Below are 16,233 nucleotides of genomic sequence, written 5' to 3'. Positions count from 1 at the left end.
GCGTCGTTCCCGCTCCGGGGTGCCGCACGACCCCGGGTTCGGCCGTCGTCAGGACGGCTCAGCCGTGGGGCAGGAACACCGACCGCACGCAGCCGTCCTCCTTGGACTTGAACAGGTCGTAGCCGCGGGGCCGTCGTCGAGCGGCATCACGTGGGTCGCGAGGTGCTCGGTGACGAGCTCTCCGCGCGCCATCCGCTCGAGCAGCATGGGGATGTACCGCTGACCGTGCATCTGCGCCCCGCGCAGCGTGAGGCCCTTGTTCATCACCGCGCCGAGCGGGAACTTGTCCGCGAGCGCCGCGAAGACCCCGAGCACGAACACGGTGCCGCCCTTGCGGCAGTGGTAGATCGCGTGCCGCAGCGCGGTGGGTCGGTCGGTCTGCAGCCGCAGGTACTGCTTGGCGCGGTCGTACGCCTCCTCGACCGCCGACCCGCCGCCGGACTCCATGCCGACCGCCTCGATGCAGACGTCGGGCCCGCGGCCGGCCGTCGCCTCGAGCAGGGCGGCTCCGACGTCGTCCGTGCCCTCCTGGAGGGTGTCGCAGCCGACGAACCGGCGTGTCATGCGCAGCCGCTCCTCCAGCGGGTCGACGACGAAGACCCGTTCGGCCCCGAGGAGCATCGCGGCGCGTGCCGCCATCTGGCCGACGCCGCCCGCGCCCCACACGGCGACGACGTCGCCGGGCTGCACACCACCGAGGTCGGCGCCCATCCAGCCGGTCGACGCGGCGTCGGAGGCGAACACGGCCCGCTCGTCGGCGACGTCGTCGGGCACGGTGAAGGCGCGACGTCGGCGAAGGGCACGCGCACGTACTCGGCGTGCGAGCCCTCGTACCCGCCCATCGCGTGGGAGTAGCCGAAGCATCCGCCCGGCGCGGAGCCCCACAGGTGCTCGGTGATGGCGGGGTTGCGGTTGCCGTTGTCGCACAGCGAGTACAGCTCCTGGCGGCAGTACCAGCACTGGCCGCACGCGACGAAGGACGACACGACGACGCGGTCGCCGACACGGTGCTCCGTGACCGCCGAGCCGGTCTCGACCACCTCGCCGAGGAACTCGTGACCGAGGACGTCGCCGGAGCGCATGAACGGGATGTACCCGCCGAGCAGGTGGAGGTCGGACCCGCACGAGACGGTCCGGCGGACCTGGACGATCACGTCGCGGTCGTCCTCCAGGGTCGGGTCGGGGACGTCGTTCACGGCGAGGTCGTTCACGCCCGTCCACTGCAGCGCCTTCACAGCCGTCCCTCCGTCCCCGCGCGACGGATCGCCGCCTCGAGCGGCAGCGACGTGAGCGTGCGACGGCGCACGAGCGGCTCGTCGGGCGGCATGACGGTGCCGGTCTCGAGGAGCTGCTTGGCGAGCCGCAGCGCCTGCCGGGCGTCGTGGACGTCGACCTCCGTCCCGGGATCGACCCGCAGGCGCAGCTCGGTGCCGAAGTCCTTGGGCGCCGCGGTGGTCTCGAGCCGGACGCGTCGCCGAGCGCGGCGAGCGGCGCCGGGTGCCGGCGCGCGAGCTCCGCGGAGAGCTCGTCGTGGGGGCGGTGCACCGTGACGGCGAGCACGGGATCGCCGCTGCCGGGCCGGTGACCTGAATCGCGGCGCGACCACCACGTCGCGGCACCAGCGACCGCGGCGGACAGGGTGAGGACCTTCGTGGCAGCTCTCATGGCGGCTCCCGAGGGGCGGACCGACCCGTGGCCGGTGCGGCGGGCACGCGCGGGCTGCTGCACGCGGGAGGCGAGAAGCCTCGTCCGCCAGACTAATCCCGCCCCGCGCGGCGCGCCGGGCGCACGGGGCGCGCCTGCCGACGCTCGTCGTCACGGCCGAGCGCGGACCCGAGCGCCGCGAGGACGAGGAGGTCCACGGCGAGGCCGGCGACGCCGACCCACTGCACCGCGCGGAACACGAGGAGCTGCGTGAGCAGCAGCGACACGAGCACGCCGCGCCGCACCCACACGGCCCCGGTCCGGCGGTCGCCGCGGCCCGCGACGAGTCCGACGGCGACGCACGCGACGGACGCGGCGACACCGGCGAGCATCCCGAGGCGACCCAGGTGGGCACGTCGACGTCGCGGGTCAGGACCCGCAGCGCGACGGCCACCGACCCGGCGGCGACACCGAGGACCGCGACGACGACCACGACCGCGGTCCACCGGCGCTCGAGCGCGGCGTTGAACCACGTCGACGCCCGACGCACGAGGGCGCGCACCGGGTCGGGCACGTCGACCTCGTCGCGCGGCACCGACTCCACGAGCGCCGCCACCTCCGCGGCCGCGGGCTCCCCCTGTCCCAGCGCGACCAGCTCCCGGGCCTCCGCGCGCGCCGCGTCGGTGAAGCCGCCCGCGACGCCGGCGACCGCACGGTCCGTCGCGACGGCGAGGTACTCCGCCGCGTGGTGTCGCCGCCACCCGTGCAGCGCCTCGACGACGAGCACGAGGACGACGACCGTCGCGTAGATGAGCGCCGCCGTCGGCTCGTAGAAGTAGTCGTTGTCCGCCGTGACGAACTTGCCGATCTCGTCGACGAACAGCCCGAAACCGACGCCGCTGAGCACGGCGCCGAGCGAGCGCAGCGTCGGTCCCACGAACGAGAGCAGCACGACGGTCCCGAGCGCCATGCCGAGCCCGCCCCACAGCACGTGCGCGACGTGCAGGTCTCCCCCGCCGACCTGCGGGTAGCCGGAGGCGGCGAGGAAGAACCGGGTGAGCAGGACGGTGGCCACCGTCACGACGAGGAACGTCACGAGGTGCCGCGTCGCGGCCGTGTCGCGCACCACGCCGAGGCGCACGGCCCGTCCCCGCGCGGCGACCCCGCGGCGGGGCTCGCGCGACGCCGTCCGGCCGCCCGTCACCGCTTGCGCTTCTCCCGCACGCGCACGCTGATCTCGATGGGCGTGCCCTCGAAGCCGAACGTCTCGCGCAGGCGGCGCTCGACGAACCGGCGGTAGCCCGCCTCGAGGAAGCCCGTCGCGAAGATCACGAACCGGGGCGGGCGCGTGGACGCCTGCGTGGCGAAGAGGATGCGCGGCTGCTTGCCGCCCCGCAGCGGGTGCGGGTGGGCCGCGACCAGCTCGCCGAGGAACGCGTTGAGGCGCCCCGTCGGGATGCGCGTGTCCCACGCGTCGAGCGCGCGCTCCATCGCCGGCACCAGCCGGTCGGTGTGCCAGCCGGTGCGCGCCGAGACGTTGACGCGCGGCGCCCACTGCACCTGGACGAGGTCCTTCTCGATCTCGCGCTCGAGGAACGGACGACGGTCCTCGTCCATGAGGTCCCACTTGTTGTAGGCGATGACGAGCGCGCGCCCCGCGTCGACGACCTGGGAGATGACGCGCGTGTCCTGCTCCGTGAGCGGGACGGACGCGTCGACGAGCACGACGGCCAGCTCGGCCTTCTCGATCGCCGCCTGCGTGCGCAGCGACGCGTAGAAGTCCGCGCCCTTCGTCTGGTGCACGCGGCGGCGGATGCCCGCCGTGTCGACGAGCACGTAGGGCACGCCCTTGATCTCGACGAGCTCGTCGACGGGGTCGCGCGTCGTCCCGGCGAGCTCGTCGACGACCACGCGCTCGGCGCCCGCGATCTTGTTCAGCAGCGAGGACTTGCCCACGTTGGGGCGCCCGACGAGCGCGACGCGGCGCGGGCCGGTCGGCCGCGCCTCGCCGTGCGCGGACTCGGTGGGCAGCGCGTCCATCGCGGCGTCGAGCAGGTCGCCCGTGCCGCGCCCGTGCAGCGCGGAGACGGGCATCGGCTCACCGAGCCCGAGGCTCCACAGGGCCGCGGCGTCCGCCTCGCCCGACGGGCCGTCGACCTTGTTCGCGCACAGCACCACGGGCTTGCCCGACGAGCGCAGGAGCCGCACGACGCGCTCGTCCGTCGCGGTCGGGCCGACCGTCGCGTCGACGACGAACAGCACCGCGTCGGCCAGCGAGATCGCGACCTCGGCCTGCTCGGCGACCTTCGACTCGATGCCCGCGACGTCGACCTCCCAGCCGCCCGTGTCGACGAGCGTGAACCGGCGGCCGGACCACTCGGCGGGATAGCTCACGCGGTCGCGCGTGACGCCCGGCTTGTCCTCGACGACGGCCTCACGCCGCCCGAGGATGCGGTTGACGAGGGTCGACTTGCCGACGTTCGGCCGGCCGACGACCGCGAGCACCGGGAGGATCTCGGCCGGCTCGGCGTCCTCGAGGTCCTCGTCGTCCGTGTCGAGCAGGACGAGGTCGGTCTCCTCGAGCTCGTAGTCCGCCAGGCCGGCGCGCAGGGCGCGCTCGCGGGCCTCGTCCGCGTCGAGCCCGCGGGGTGGGGCTCCGGGTCGTGCGCGTGCCCGACGGCGTCGGTCTCGTCGGGCGTGCCGGGCTGGGCCTGGTCGGGTGTGGTCATGGGGACGATTCTCCCAGGTCGCGCGACCCGCGCCGAACGCTCAGCCCACGGCGTCGCGCCGCTCGGCCGCGAGGGCCAGCACCACGTCGCGCACGACGTCGTCCGGCACCGGCTCCGCGAGGGAGAAGCGCAGGGTGCCCTTGCCGTCGCGGTAGCGCGCGACGCGACGCGCCAGCTCGTCGTCGCCGTCGTCCGTGTCGGGCACCGGGTAGAGCGAGACGTGGTGGGCCCACCCGGCGAGGTAGACGAGGTAGTGGTCGTCGAGCGTGAACGTCGGGATGCCGTAGCTGATGCGCTCGCCGAGGCCGGGGACGGTGGCGTGGACGACCTCGCGCAGGTGCGCGACGACCTCGCGCGCGTCGGGCGCGAGCGCGGCCACGTACTCGTCCACCGTCCTCGGCTTGTCCGCCATGGCTGGAAACTACTCCTGCCCGGACGCGGCGTCACGCGGGAGGTCGGCCTCCCGCGCCGGCGTCGGTCCCGCCCTCGCGCCGCGGCGCGTCGATCGGCAGGGCCACGCCCGTGCTCGCGACGGTCTCGGCGACCAGCCCGGCGAGCGCCGTGCGGACCTGCTCGTTGGCCGCCTCGAGCGCCTGCTTGCCGCTCGCACCCGGCGCCCGCTCGAGCGCGACCGGTTCGCCGAACCGTACGACGATGCGCCGCCGCAGCCCCGGGACGCGGTTCACGCCCTCGCCGGTGCGGCGCGTGCCGAGCACCGCGACCGGCACGACGCGCGCGCCGGCGTGCAGCGCGAGCCACGCCACGCCGGCGCGCGCCGACGTCGCGTCGCCGCGCCCGCGGTTGCTCCGGGAAGACGCCCACGGCACCCCCGCGGCGCAGCACGCCGAGCGCCGTCGCGAGCGCGCGGCGGCCGCCGGCGCGGTCGACGGGGATCTGGCCCGCCGCGCGCAGCACCCACCCGACGGGACCGGTGAACATCTCCTCCTTGACGAGGACGTGCAGCGGGCGCGGCGCGACCCCGAGCACGACGGGGCCGTCGACGACGCCCGTGTGGTTCGCGGCGAGGACGACCGGCCCGTCGGCCGGCACGTTCTCGGCCCCCTCGACGCGGGTCGCCCACACCACGCGCGCGAGGAACCGTCCGACCCACCGGGACCACGCCGGCCCGGCGGGCGACGGGACGCGCGCGGACGCGGTGCGCCGTGCCGTGGCCCGCGGTGCGTCGCGACCCGGCGCCGCCGGGCGCCCGTCGCTCACGGCGCGGGGCGCGGTCCCACCGCCCGCCCGGTCACGTGCTCGACGACGGCGAGGACGGCGTCGACCGTCTGCGGGAGGTCGAGGTCGGAGGAGTCGACGGTCACGACGCCGTCGGCGGCCTGCTGGAACTGCGAGACCGTCGAGTCGTCGCGGTCGCGCCGCAGCACCTGGTCCCGCGTGGCCTCCACGGCGGCGGCGTCCGCCGTGCCGTGCACGTCGAGCGAGCGCCGGGCCAGCCGCGCCTCCTCGCTCGCGGTGAGCAGCACGCGCACGTCGCGTCCGGCGCCACGACGGTCGTGATGTCGCGGCCCTCGGCGACCACGCCGCGCCCGCCGGAGAAGCCGCCGGCGGCGCGTTCCGCCTCGACGGCCTCGCGCTGCAGACGGCGCAGCTCCGCGCGGACGTCGAGGTTCGTCGCGACCGCGCTCACCGCGGTGGAGATCGCGGTCGAGCGGATCTCCTCCCCCACGTGCTGCCCGTCGACGTGCACGGTGGGCGCGGCGGGGTCGAGCCCCATGACGAGCGGCATGACGCGCACCGCGTGGGCGACCGCCGCCTGGTCCGCGAGGTCCTCGCCCCGGCGCAGGCACCACCAGGTCGCCGCCCGGTACATCGCGCCGGTGTCGAGGTACGCGAGCCCCAGCCGGCGGGCGACGCCCTTGGAGACGCTGGACTTGCCGGAGCCCGACGGTCCGTCGATCGCGATCGTCAGCGGTCCGGCCGCCGTCGCCCCGCTCACTGGGCGAGGTCCTTGCGCAGCGACGCCGCACCGTGCAGGTACACGTGCTGGACGTCCGCGCGGGCGACGTCGAGCTCCGCGTGCGCCATGAGCCGCACGACGCGCGGCAGGGCGGCCGGCACCGCGATCTCGGTCGCGCACATCAGCGGCACGTCCCCGAGCCCCAGCTCGCGCGCCGCCGCGGCCGGGAAGTCGGCGACGAGGTCGGGCGTGCACGTGAAGAAGATCGAGATGAGCGCGGCGGTGTCGACGTCGTTCGCGTCGAGCACCGCCTGCACGAGTTCGCGCGTGCGCGCGAAGAGGTGGTCGCGCTCGTCGACGTCGAGCTGCGTGGCGCCCCGGATGGCCCGGACCGGCATGGGTGGTGCTCCTTCGAACGGGACGGACCGGGCCTGGCGGCCGGCCGGCGCGGTGGGTGGGCCGTCAGAGCCCGACGGCGGACATGAGCGTGCCGAGCTCGGTACGACCGAGCACGCGCGTGGTGCCGGGACGCAGGTCGCCGAGGGCGATGGGCCCGATCCGTGTGCGCACGAGGCGCGTCACGGGGTGCCCGACCTCCTCGAACATGCGCCGCACCACGCGGTTGCGGCCCGAGTGGAGCACGACCTCGACCATCGTCTGGTCGGGGACCTGGTCGACCACGCGGTAGGAGTCGGCGCGCACGAGGCCGTCCTCGAGCTCGATCCCGTGCAGGAACCGGTTGGCCACGCCGCCGGGGACCCGCCCGCGGACGGTCACGAGGTAGGTCTTCGCCACCTCGTGCGAGGGGTGCGCCAGGTGGTTCGCGAGCTCGCCGTCGTTGGTCAGCAGCAGCAGGCCCTCGCTGTCGGCGTCGAGCCGGCCGACGTGGAACAGCCGCTCGGAGCGGTTCGCGACCAGCTCGGCGAGCGACGGGCGACCCTCGGGGTCGTGCATCGTCGACACGACGCCGCGCGGCTTGTTCAGCGCGAGGGTGACGCGCGACGTGTCGAGCTGCAGGCGCATGCCGTCCACGTGCACGACGGCCCGCGCCGGGTCGACCCGCACGCCCAGCTCGCGCACGCGCACGCCGTCGACCTCGACGCGGCCCGTCGCGATGAGCTCCTCGCACGCGCGCCGTGAGCCGAGACCGGCCGAGGCGAGCACCTTCTGCAGGCGCACGCCGTCCTCGACGTGCACGTCGCGCGCGGGCTCCTCCTCGCGCCGGGGACGTCGCCGCGCAGGCTGCCCACCCTGCGGCCGGCCGCGCTGCGGGGCACCTCCCGCGCGCTGCTCGCCCGCCGCCGCGCTGCCTGCCCGCCGCGCCCTGCGGCTGGCCGCCGCGTCCCCGCGGTGCGCCGCCGCCCCGGCGCGGCCCGTCGCCGCCCCGGCGCCCGTCTGCTGTGCTCATCCGTGTCCTTCGTCCGTGTCGTCGGTCGTCGCTGCGGTGCCCGACGACGTGTCCCGGTCCGCGTCGGCGGACCGGCGCGGCGGCCGACCGCCGCGCAGGTCGGCGAGCCCGTCGACGCCCTCGAGGTCGTCCATGCCGGGCAGGTGCGGCGCGAGCGGTGGCAGCTCGTCGAGCGACGTGAAGCCCATCCGCTCGAGGAAGTACCCCGTCGTGCCGAACAGGCCCGCGCCGGAGTGCGGGTCCTGCCCGACCTCGGCGACCAGCCCGCGCGCGACGAGCGTGCGCACCACGCCGTCGACGTTCACGCCCCGCACCGCGGAGACCTGCCCGCGGCTGACCGGTTGACGGTACGCGATCACGGCCAGAGTCTCCAACGCCGCCTGCGTGAGCCGGGCCGTCTGCCCGCCCTGGACGAACCGGGACACGACGTCCGCGTGCGCCGGCGCGGAGTACACACGCCACCCGCCGCCGACCTCGCGCAGCTCGAAGCCGCGGGGCCGGGCGCCGGACGCGCCGCGGTACTCGGCCGCGAGCGCGACGAGCGCGGCCGTCACCTCCTCGGTCGGGACCTCGAGCGCCGCCGCGAGCTCGACCGCCGGGACGGGCTCGTCCGCGACGACGAGCACCGCCTCGAGCGCGGCGGGCAGGCCGCCGGGCAGGTCGCGCACGTCGGGGACGGGCGCGGCGTCGGGCCGGCCGGCGTCCGGGGTGGCGGTCGCCGACCCCGTGCTGGTCTCGCTCACGCGGGCACCTCCTCGGCGCCGGCCCGCAGGGCCGCCGCGCTCTCGTCGGTCTCGTCGGTCTCGTCGAACTCGTCGAATTCGCTGCCCGCGCCGCGGACCCCGTCGTCGTCGCCACCGGCCCAGCGGACCGTGAGCTCGCCGAGCGGCGTGACCTGGTCGAACCCGACCAGGCCCTCGCGGAACAGCTCGAGCAGCGCGAGGAAGCGCGCGACGACCACGTCCGTCTCGCCCGCGTCCGCGACGAGCGCGCGGAACGTCGTCGTCCCCTGCCGTCGCACGTGCCCCGCGATCAGGCCGGCCTGCTCGCGCACGCTCACCGCCGGCGCGTGCAGGTGGGCCAGGTCGACGCCCGGCGGGGGCGGCTTGGGCGCGAGGGCGCCGGCGGCGAGCGCGGCGAGCCGGTCCGGGCCCATGGTCCACACGAGCTCGGGCAGGAGCGCCGCGAGGTGCGGCTCGAGCTGCACGACGCGCGGGAAGCGGCGGCCCTGGCTCTCGAACCGCTCCGCGAGGACGCCCGCGACCTCCTTGTACGCGCGGTACTGCAGGAGCCGCACGAAGAGCAGGTCGCGCGCCTCGAGCAGCGCGAGGTCCTCCTCGTCGTCCACGGTGCCCGACGGGAGCAGCCGCGCGGCCTTGAGGTCGAGCAGCGTGGCCGCGACCACGAGGAACTCGCTCGCCGTGCCGAGGTCCCACCCCGGGTGCGGCTCCCCCGCCGCGCGCGCGGCCTCGGCGGCGCGCTCGGCGTCGCGGATGTAGGCGATGAAGTCGTCCGTCACCCGCCCGAGCGCGACCTCGGTGATGTCGAGCTTGTGCTTGGTGATGAGGGACAGCAGGAGGTCGAACGGCCCGTTGAAGTTGTCGAGCCGGACCTCGAAGCCGCGGTGCTCGGGTGCCCCGACGGTGTCAGGCGGCGTCGCCACGGGCGACCAGCTCGCGCGCGAGCTGCCGGTAGGCCAGCGCGCCCGGGTGGTTGGGCGCGTACGCGGTGATGGGCTCGGCGGCCACGGAGGCGTCCGGGAACTTCACGGTGCGCCCGATGACGGTCTGGAGCAGCTTGTCCCCGAACGCCTCGTGGACCCGCGCGACGACCTCTCGCGAGTGCAGCGTGCGGGCGTCGAACATCGTCGCGAGGATGCCGTCGACGTCGAGGCGCGGGTTGAGCCGGTCGCGCACCTTGTCGATCGTCTCCACGAGCAGGGCGACGCCGCGCAGCGCGAAGAACTCGCACTCGAGCGGGATGAGCACCCCGTGCGCGGCGGTCAGCGCGTTGACCGTGAGGAGGCCGAGCGACGGCTGGCAGTCGACGAGGATGACGTCGTAGTCGTCGACGACGGGGCGCAGCACGCGGGCGAGCACGGACTCGCGTGCGACCTCGCCCACGAGCTGCACCTCCGCCGCGGACAGGTCGATGTTCGCCGGCAGCACGTCGAGGTTGTCGAGCTCGGTCGGCTGGAGCACGTCCTGGATGTCGACCTCGCGCTCCATGAGGAGGTTGTAGACCGTCAGGTCGAGCTCGTGCGGGTTGATGCCGAGGCCGACCGAGGCGGCGCCCTGCGGGTCGAAGTCCACGAGCAGCACCCGCCGGCCGTACTCCGCGAGCGCCGCGCCGAGGTTGATGGTGGTCGTCGTCTTGCCGACGCCGCCCTTCTGGTTGCACATCGCGATGATGCGCCCGGGGCCGTGCGTCGCGAGCGGAGCGGGTTCGGGGAACTCGGGCAGGGGCCGGCCGACGACGTCGGTCCGCGGTGCCTCCGCGGCGCCGGCGAGGTCTCCGGGACGGCGACGGGCGCAGGGCTCGTCTCGTGGTGTGTCTCGGCCTGGCTGCTCACGTCCGCCACGGTATCGCAGGACCCTGCGGCGGGCCGGTGTCCGCGCCCCGCGTGGCGCGCTCGGCCGTCGCGTCAGCCGAGGGCGCGCGGGTGCGCGGCGGTGTACACCTCGCGCAGCGTGTCCGGCGTCACGAGCGTGTAGATCTGCGTCGTCGTCACCGAGGCGTGGCCCAGCAGCTCCTGCACGACGCGGACGTCGGCGCCGCCCGCGAGCAGGTGCGTCGCGAAGGAGTGGCGCAGCGTGTGCGGCGAGATCCGCTCCGGCCGGTCGATCCCCGCGCGCTCGGCGGCCGTGCGCAGCACCGCCCACGCGCTCTGGCGCGACAGGCGCGCCCCCCGGGTGTTGAGGAACACGGCCGGCGTGCCGCGCCCGCCGGCCGCGAGCGCCGGACGACCGCGCACGAGGTACGCGTCGAGCGCGCGCCGGGCGAACGAGCCGACGGGGACGACGCGCTCCTTGCCGCCCTTGCCGAGCAGGCGGACGGCGCCGCTCGCGAGGTCCAGGTCGTCGACGTCGAGGCTCACCGCCTCCGAGATGCGCGCGCCGGTCGAGTACACGAGCTCGAGCAGGGCGCGGTCGCGCAACGGCCCGGGCCCGTCGCCGGAGCTCGCCGCCTCGAGGATGCGCTCGACCTCGTCCGTCGAGATGGCCTTCGGCAGCCGCTTGCCCTGCGCGGGCGGGCGCACGTCGGCGGACGGGTCCACCTCGGCGAGGCCCTCCGCGGTGCAGAAGCGGTGCCATCCCCGCACGGCCGCCACGGAGCGCGCGGTCGACGACGCCGAGAGGCTCGCGCCGCCGTCGGCCCCGGTGCGCAGCGCCGTGACGTAGGCGGCGACGTCGTCCGCGTCGACGTCGCGCACCGCGTGGTTGCCGCGCTGCGCGAGGAACGCGACGTAGCGCGCGAGGTCGCGCCGGTAGGCGGCGACCGTGTTCGCGGACAGCCCGCGCTCGACGGCGAGGTGGGCGAGGTACTCGCGGGCGGCGCGGTCGAGCGCGCCGGGCACGCCGGTCGCCGGTCCCGGGGACCCGCTCACCGGCGCCTGCCCGCTCACCAGGGCAGGAAGACGTCGACCGCGACCGCGACGAACAGCAGGGTCAGGTACGTGATGGACGCGTGGAACACCTTCATCGCGCCGATCTTGCCGCGCGAGGGGTCCTTGGCGCGCCGCAGCATCGTCACGCACGACCACATGAACCACGCACCGAGCGCGGTGGCGACGACGCCGTAGAACCACGTCATGCCGGCGAGCGGCCACAGCGCGAGCGACGACGCCACCATGGCCAGGCCGTAGACGATCATCTCCACCGCGACCCGGCGGTCGTCCGCGACGACCGGGAGCATCGGCACGCCGGCCGTCGCGTAGTCGCGCCGGAACTTCATGGACAGCGGCCAGTAGTGCGGCGGCGTCCAGAAGAAGATGACGAGGAACAGGGCGAGCGCCGCCCAGCTCAGCGAGCCCGTGACGGCGGACCAGCCGATGAAGACGGGCATGCACCCGGCGATGCCGCCCCACACGATGTTCTGCGGCGTGCGGCGCTTGAGGATCATCGTGTAGCCGACGACGTAGATCGCGATCGCGGCGAACGTCAGCCAGGCCGACACCGCGTTGACGAGCACGGCGAACCACACGAGCGCCACGACGCCGAGGACGGTGGCGAACACGAGCGCGGCGCGCGGCGTCACCTCGCCCGTGACGAGCGGACGCCGCTTCGTGCGGTTCATGACCTCGTCGATGTCGCGGTCGAGGTAGCAGTTGTAGGCGTTCGCCGAGCCCGCCGCGAGCGCGCCGCCCACGAGCGTCGCGAGGACGAGCCACACGCCGGGCATGCCGCCCTGCGCGAGGATCATCGTCGGCAGGGTCGTCACGAGCAGGAGCTCGATGATGCGCGGCTTCGTCAGCGCGACGTACGCGCCGACGCGCCCCTTCCACCCGCGGCGCCGACGGGCGTGCGGTCACCCGGCGCGGCCGCCGCCTCCGACGAGCGCCCGGCCCAGGGGTCGGCGCGGTGCGCGACGGGACTCCGGTGCCGTCGATCGGTGCCTGGCTCGTGGTGTGCACGCGCTTCGGTGTTCCGTTCTGAGGTGGGGGGCGAGCGGGGACGGTCCGCCGGCCGTCCGCTGCTCATCGTACGTCGCGCCCCGCCGGGACACCGACCCACCGGGCCCGCGGGGCGTGTGAGATCCGCCCCGGCCGTGTCGCGGACGCCAGCGGACCGGAGCCGCGATCCACCCTGTGGTCACCCACCGGGCGCGCGCGCACGACGCGTATAGGCTGGAGGCGCAGGCTCGCCGCGGCGCGCGACCGCTCCTCCGGGGCGCACGCCGCGCTCGGACCACCGGCCCGGCCGGGAGCGCCCGACGGCCTGCTTCGAGATGTCGCGACGATCCGGGGCCGCGCGCTCCGGACGGGAATGAGGTTCGGTGAACGCGTTGTCCCCTGCTCACACGCCCCTGGACTGGACGGACCTGGACGACCGGGCCGTCAAGGCGATCAAGGCGCTCGCCGCCGACGCCGTGGAGAAGGTCGGCAACGGCCACCCCGGCACCGCGATCTCCCTGGCCCCCGCGGCCTACCTGCTGTTCCAGAAGGTCATGCGCCACGACCCCGCGGACTCGCACTGGGTCGGTCGCGACCGGTTCGTGCTCTCGGCGGGCCACTCGTCGCTCACGATCTACCTGCAGCTCTTCCTCGCGGGCTACGGGCTCGAGCTCGACGACATCGCCGCGCTGCGCACGTGGGGCTCCCAGACCCCCGGGCACCCCGAGTACAAGCACACGAACGGCGTCGAGATCACGACCGGCCCGCTCGGCCAGGGCCTGGCCTCCGCCGTCGGCATGGCGTTCGCGGCCCGTCGCGAGCGCGGACTGCTCGACCCGAACGCCGCCCCGGGCGACTCGCCGTTCGACCACCACGTCTACGTCATCGCCTCCGACGGCGACCTCCAGGAGGGCGTGACCTCCGAGGCGTCCTCCCTCGCGGGCCACCAGCAGCTCGGCAACCTCGTGGTGATCTGGGACGACAACAAGATCTCCATCGAGGACGACACGGACATCGCCTTCACCGAGGACGTCCTCGCGCGTTACGAGGCGTACGGCTGGCACACCCAGCGGGTCGACTGGACCAACGACGGCACCGGCTACGGCGAGGACGTCGACCAGCTCGCCGCGGCGCTCGAGGCCGCGCGCACGGAGACGGGCAAGCCGTCGATCATCGCGCTGCGCACCATCATCGGCTGGCCCTCCCCCACCAAGCAGAACACGGGCGGCATCCACGGCTCCGCGATGGGCGCGGACGAGGTGCGCGGGCTCAAGATCGAGCTCGGCCTCGACCCCGAGGCGACGTTCGCGGTCGACGACGACGTGCTCGCGCACACGCGCTCGGTCGCCGAGCGGCAGTCGGACCGCCGCAGCGCGTGGGACACGGCGTTCGAGGCGTGGCGCACGGCCAACCCCGCCGGCGTCGAGCTCCTCGACCGCCTCGCGCGACGCGAGCTGCCCGGGGGCTGGCAGGACGAGCTGCCGACGTTCGAGCCCGGCAAGGCGGTGGCGACCCGCGCGGCGTCGGGCAAGGTCCTGACCGCGCTGAAGGACGTGCTGCCCGAGCTGTGGGGCGGCTCGGCCGACCTCGCGGGCTCGAACAACACCACGATGGACGGCGAGCCGTCGTTCGTGCCCGTCGAGCACTCCACGAAGAAGTTCCCGGGCAACGAGTACGGGCGCACGCTGCACTTCGGCATCCGTGAGCACGCGATGGGCTCGATCCTCAACGGGATCGTCCTGCACGGCGGGACGCGGGTCTACGGCGGCACGTTCCTCACGTTCTCCGACTACATGCGCCCCGCGGTGCGCCTCGCGGCCCTCATGCAGATCCCGACGACGTTCGTGTGGACGCACGACTCGATCGGCCTCGGCGAGGACGGCCCGACGCACCAGCCGGTCGAGCACCTCGCCGCGCTGCGCGCCATCCCGGGCCTGGACGTCGTGCGCCCCGCGGACGCGAACGAGGTCGCCTGGGCGTGGCGCACGATCCTCGAGACGACCGAGCGTCCGGCCGGCCTGATCCTCACGCGCCAGGGCGTGCCGACGTTCCCGCGCGGCACCGAGGGCTACGCCGACGCGTCGGGCACCGCGCGCGGCGGCTACGTGCTGCTCGACACCGAGGGCACGCCGGACGTCATCCTCATCGGCACCGGGTCCGAGGTGCAGCTCGCCGTCGAGGCGCGCGAGCTGCTCGCCGCCGAGGGGGTCGCCGCCCGCGTCGTGTCGCTCCCGAGCCGCGAGTGGTACGACCTCCAGGACGACGCCTACCGCGAGTCCGTCCTGCCGGCGGCCGTGCGGGCCCGCGTGTCCGTGGAGGCGGGCGTCGCGCAGGGGTGGCACGAGCTCGTCGGTGACGCCGGCCGCACCGTCAGCCTCGAGCACTACGGGGCCTCGGCGGACTACAAGGTCCTGTACCGCGAGTTCGGCATCACGGCCGAGGCCGTGGCGTCCGCGGCGCGCGACTCGATCGCCGCGGCCCGCGGCGGCGACGCGCCCGGCGGCCCGGCCAAGCCCACCGAGGGCGGCACTGGCGACGTCGACTGACCGGTCGTAGATTCCGGGGTGGGGCCCGGTCCGGCGCCCCACCCCGGCCCGCCGCGCGACGGACCGCGAGCCCTGCGCGGCACGCCGGGACGGAGGCGTCCCGGCAGCACCTCGAGGCACCACGAGAGGACTCCTGATGACGCAGACCACCGTCCCCGGCCCCATCGACCAGCTCCGCCAGGCGGGCGTGTCCATCTGGCTCGACGACCTGTCGCGCGAACGGCTGCGCACCGGCAACCTCGCCGACCTCGTCGCCGAGCGCGGCGTCGTGGGCGTGACGACGAACCCGACGATCTTCGCCTCGGCCCTCGCCAAGGGCGACGCGTACGACGCGCAGCTCGCCGAGCTCGCCCGCGACGGGGCCGACGTCGAGGCGGCGGTCGAGCGCATCACCACGGACGACGTGCGCGCCGCCGCCGACCTCCTGCGGCCCGTCCACGACGCGACCGACGGCGTCGACGGTCGCGTGTCCATCGAGGTGGACCCACGGCTCGCGGACGAGGACGCGTCGGCGACCGTCGAGGTCGCCGAGCGCCTGTGGCGCACGATCGACCGGCCCAACGTCTACATCAAGATCCCCGCCACGCTCACGGGGCTCGACGCGATCACGCAGACGCTCGCGAAGGGCATCAGCGTGAACGTGACCCTCATCTTCTCGCTCGAGCGGTACCGCGCGGTCATGGACGCGTTCGCGACGGGGCTGGAGCAGGCCCGCGCGGCCGGGATCGACCTCGCGCCGATCGGCTCGGTCGCCTCGTTCTTCGTCTCGCGCGTGGACAGCGCGGTGGACGCCGCGCTGGAGAAGGTCGGCACGCCCGAGGCGCTCGACCTGCGGGGCCGCGCCGCGATCGCCAACGCGCGGCTCGCCTTCGAGGCGTACCAGGAGTTCGTGGGCACCGACCGCTGGCGCTCGCTCGCCGCGGCCGGCGCGCGCCCGCAGCGGCCGCTGTGGGCGTCGACCGGGGTGAAGAACCCCGAGTACCCCGACACGATGTACGTCTCCGAGCTCGTGACGGACGGCGTCGTCAACACGATGCCCGAGGCCACGCTGCAGGCGTTCGCCGACCACGGCGCCGTCACCGGGGACACGGTCGTGGGCGGCGCCGACGCGGCACGACGCACGATCGAGGCCGTGGAGTCCGAGGGCATCTCGATGACCGAGGTGACGCACGACCTCGAGCGCGAGGGCGTGCGCAAGTTCGAGGACAGCTGGACGGAGCTGCTCGACACGACCCGCGACGGCCTGCGCGACGCCGCGCCCCGCGGCTGACGCGTCCCGCCACGCGGGCATCGCCGCACCGGCGTGCCGCGGTCCTCCTAGGATCGCGGCACGCCTTCCCAGACCTCCCCCACCACCCTCGAACGGAACGGTGCCA

Annotated in this window: 15 protein-coding genes and 2 pseudogenes; 2 read left to right on the top strand and 15 right to left on the bottom strand. The window is 75.1% G+C overall.

Annotated elements, in window-relative coordinates; translation table 11 throughout:
* Positions 1 to 48: 48 nt before the first annotated feature.
* From BJF88_RS21380 to BJF88_RS05895, 15 genes and pseudogenes are all read right to left on the bottom strand, one after another.
* A complete protein-coding gene (locus tag BJF88_RS21380; RefSeq protein ID WP_255371810.1) occupies positions 49 to 621 on the bottom strand; it encodes a hypothetical protein in 573 nt (190 codons plus the stop codon).
* Positions 561 to 1,235, bottom strand: a complete 675-nt coding sequence (locus BJF88_RS21375; RefSeq protein WP_255371801.1) for an alcohol dehydrogenase catalytic domain-containing protein — start codon at positions 1,233 to 1,235, stop codon at positions 561 to 563. The genes BJF88_RS21380 and BJF88_RS21375 overlap by 61 nt, the downstream gene beginning before the upstream one ends.
* Positions 1,232 to 2,785 (bottom strand): hypothetical protein, encoded by a 1,554-nt coding sequence (locus BJF88_RS18900; protein ID WP_139315928.1) that lies wholly within the window; start codon positions 2,783 to 2,785, stop codon positions 1,232 to 1,234. The genes BJF88_RS21375 and BJF88_RS18900 overlap by 4 nt, the downstream gene beginning before the upstream one ends.
* Before the next feature lie 59 nt (positions 2,786 to 2,844).
* Entirely contained in the window at positions 2,845 to 4,254 is a 1,410-nt protein-coding gene (der, locus tag BJF88_RS05950; protein ID WP_075828132.1) for a ribosome biogenesis GTPase Der, read from the bottom strand.
* 159 nt (positions 4,255 to 4,413) lie between these two features.
* Positions 4,414 to 4,785, bottom strand: coding sequence for an iron chaperone (locus BJF88_RS05945; RefSeq protein ID WP_075828131.1), 372 nt, complete (start codon positions 4,783 to 4,785; stop codon positions 4,414 to 4,416).
* Between the two features lie 31 nt (positions 4,786 to 4,816).
* Positions 4,817 to 5,137 (bottom strand): hypothetical protein, encoded by a 321-nt coding sequence (locus tag BJF88_RS23130; RefSeq protein WP_139315927.1) that lies wholly within the window; start codon positions 5,135 to 5,137, stop codon positions 4,817 to 4,819.
* Positions 5,138 to 5,171: 34 nt separating this feature from the next.
* Positions 5,172 to 5,423 (bottom strand): annotated as a pseudogene (locus tag BJF88_RS23125) (lysophospholipid acyltransferase family protein); the annotation flags it as partial.
* A 164-nt stretch (positions 5,424 to 5,587) separates the two neighbouring features.
* Positions 5,588 to 6,330, bottom strand: a pseudogene (gene cmk / locus BJF88_RS05930) ((d)CMP kinase).
* Positions 6,327 to 6,689, bottom strand: coding sequence for a chorismate mutase (gene aroH, locus BJF88_RS05925; RefSeq protein WP_075828129.1), 363 nt, complete (start codon positions 6,687 to 6,689; stop codon positions 6,327 to 6,329). The pseudogene cmk and the gene aroH overlap by 4 nt, the downstream one beginning before the upstream one ends.
* Positions 6,690 to 6,753: 64 nt before the next feature.
* Positions 6,754 to 7,488 (bottom strand): pseudouridine synthase, encoded by a 735-nt coding sequence (locus BJF88_RS05920; RefSeq protein WP_075828128.1) that lies wholly within the window; start codon positions 7,486 to 7,488, stop codon positions 6,754 to 6,756.
* Positions 7,489 to 7,695: 207 nt separating this feature from the next.
* Positions 7,696 to 8,442, bottom strand: a complete 747-nt coding sequence (gene scpB / locus BJF88_RS05915; RefSeq protein WP_083648903.1) for an SMC-Scp complex subunit ScpB — start codon at positions 8,440 to 8,442, stop codon at positions 7,696 to 7,698.
* Entirely contained in the window at positions 8,439 to 9,362 is a 924-nt protein-coding gene (locus BJF88_RS05910) for a ScpA family protein (protein ID WP_075828127.1), read from the bottom strand. Before BJF88_RS05910 ends, scpB begins: the two co-directional genes overlap by 4 nt.
* Entirely contained in the window at positions 9,346 to 10,161 is an 816-nt protein-coding gene (locus BJF88_RS05905) for a ParA family protein (RefSeq protein ID WP_075828157.1), read from the bottom strand. Before BJF88_RS05905 ends, BJF88_RS05910 begins: the two co-directional genes overlap by 17 nt.
* Positions 10,162 to 10,343: 182 nt before the next feature.
* Positions 10,344 to 11,324, bottom strand: coding sequence for a site-specific tyrosine recombinase XerD (gene xerD, locus BJF88_RS05900; protein WP_369824494.1), 981 nt, complete (start codon positions 11,322 to 11,324; stop codon positions 10,344 to 10,346).
* A complete protein-coding gene (locus BJF88_RS05895) occupies positions 11,321 to 12,172 on the bottom strand; it encodes a heme o synthase (RefSeq protein WP_075828126.1) in 852 nt (283 codons plus the stop codon). Before BJF88_RS05895 ends, xerD begins: the two co-directional genes overlap by 4 nt.
* 522 nt (positions 12,173 to 12,694) lie before the next feature.
* Here BJF88_RS05895 and tkt point away from each other — a divergent pair.
* The gene (gene tkt, locus BJF88_RS05890) at positions 12,695 to 14,857 is read left to right on the top strand and encodes a transketolase (RefSeq protein ID WP_075828125.1); all 2,163 of its coding nucleotides are present in this window, start codon (positions 12,695 to 12,697) and stop codon (positions 14,855 to 14,857) included.
* Positions 14,858 to 14,993: 136 nt separating this feature from the next.
* The gene (gene tal / locus BJF88_RS05885; RefSeq protein WP_075828124.1) at positions 14,994 to 16,127 is read left to right on the top strand and encodes a transaldolase; all 1,134 of its coding nucleotides are present in this window, start codon (positions 14,994 to 14,996) and stop codon (positions 16,125 to 16,127) included.
* Positions 16,128 to 16,233 lie beyond the last annotated feature (106 nt).

The sequence above is a fragment of the Cellulosimicrobium sp. CUA-896 genome, from assembly GCF_001942335.1.
Taxonomy (GTDB): domain Bacteria; phylum Actinomycetota; class Actinomycetes; order Actinomycetales; family Cellulomonadaceae; genus Cellulosimicrobium.
This window is presented reverse-complemented; position numbering and strand designations above follow the sequence as displayed.